This window comes from Anaerococcus sp. HMSC075B03 (assembly GCF_001815585.1).
In the GTDB taxonomy this organism is placed as follows: domain Bacteria; phylum Bacillota; class Clostridia; order Tissierellales; family Peptoniphilaceae; genus Anaerococcus; species Anaerococcus vaginalis.
Window position 1 is genome coordinate 1 of the sequence record NZ_KV821175.1, and the last position, 1,750, is coordinate 1,750.

At 47.8% G+C, this 1,750-nt stretch carries 1 rRNA gene; it reads left to right on the plus strand.

Annotated features, from left to right (window positions below):
* Positions 1-1,715 (plus strand): 23S ribosomal RNA (locus HMPREF3045_RS09370); the annotation flags it as partial.
* Between the last annotated feature and the right edge of the window lie 35 nt (positions 1,716-1,750).

Sequence of the window (1,750 nt, forward strand, 5' to 3'; positions counted from 1 at the left end):
AAAAACTAGGACTCATAGCTAAACTTAATACCTCTATTAGTGGTAGAGGAGCATTGTATTAGAGACGAAGCCAAGGCGAAAGCAAAAGTGGATCTAATACAAGAGAGAATGCTGGCATGAGTAGCGAGAAGGGATGTGAGAATCATCCCCGTCGAAACCCTAAGGACTCCTGAGCAAGGCTCGTCCCCTCAGGGAAAGTCGGGACCTAAGCCAAGGCCGAAAGGCGTAGGCGATGGATAACAGGTTTATATTCCTGTACCGCTTGAAGTCGTTAAGAGAGAAGTGATGACGCAAAAGGATAAGCAAAGCCATCAGATGGAAAAGATGGTCTAAAGCCGTAGGAAGAAAAGTAGGCAAATCCGCTTTTCACAAATTCTAAAAGCCGATAGGTATCGAAAACATAAGTAGAGAAGTTGCCGATTCCAGGTTGCCAAGAAAAGTCACTATCCAGACCAAAGCGCCCGTACCAAAACCGACACAGGTAGGGAGGTAGAGAATACCAAGACGCGCGGAAGAACCTTTGTTAAGGAACTCGGCAAAATGTCCCCGTAACTTCGGGAGAAGGGGAGCCTGAGCAATCAGGCCACAGAAACCAGGCCCAAGCGACTGTTTACCAAAAACACAAGTTTCTGCAAAATCGCAAGATGAAGTATAGGAGCTGACACCTGCCCGGTGCTGGAAGGTTAAGGGGAAGGCTTAGAGCAATCGAAGGCTAGAACTTAAGCCCCAGTAAACGGCGGCCGTAACTATAACGGTCCTAAGGTAGCGAAATTCCTTGTCGGGTAAGTTCCGACCCGCACGAAAGGTGTAACGATTTGGGCACTGTCTCAACAAAGGATCCGGTGAAATTGTAGTAGTCGTGAAGATGCGACTTACCCACGCTAGGACGGAAAGACCCCGTGGAGCTTTACTGTAGGCTGATATTGGATTTTGAGATTAAATGTACAGGATAGTTGGGAGACTGAGATATCTGGATGCCAATCTAGGAGGAGTCACTGGTGGGATACCAACCTTTTAATATCAAAGTTCTAACCATAGCCCTTGAATCAGGGCATGGGACATTGTCAGTTGGGCAGTTTGACTGGGGCGGTCGCCTCCTAAAAAGTAACGGAGGCGTTCAAAGGTTCGCTCAGAATGGACGGAAACCATTCGCAGAGTATAAAGGCATAAGCGAGCTTAACTGCGAGAGCTACAACTCAAGCAGAGTCGAAAGACGGACTTAGTGATCCGGTGGTACCGCATGGAAGGGCCATCGCTCAACGGATAAAAGCTACCCCGGGGATAACAGGCTTATCTCCCCCAAGAGTCCACATCGACGGGGAGGTTTGGCACCTCGATGTCGGCTCGTCTCATCCTGGGGCTGGAGTAGGTCCCAAGGGTTGGGCTGTTCGCCCATTAAAGAGGCACGCGAGCTGGGTTCAGAACGTCGTGAGACAGTTCGGTCCCTATCCAGCGTGGGCGTAAGAAATTTGAGAGGAGCTGTCCTTAGTACGAGAGGACCGGGATGGACGCACCAATGGTGTACGAGTTGTTAGGCCACTAGCATGGCTCGGTAGCTAAGTGCGGGAATGATAAGTACTGAAAGCATCTAAGTACGAAGCATGCCTCAAGATAAGATTTCTCAGAGTAGGTAAAGAAAATACCTTAGATAGGTCCAAGGTGTAAGTGCAGTAATGTATTAAGCTAATGGATACTAAACTTTAAATCTTGACTGGAAATATTTATAGCTATTGAATTAAAAAGGTAAAAA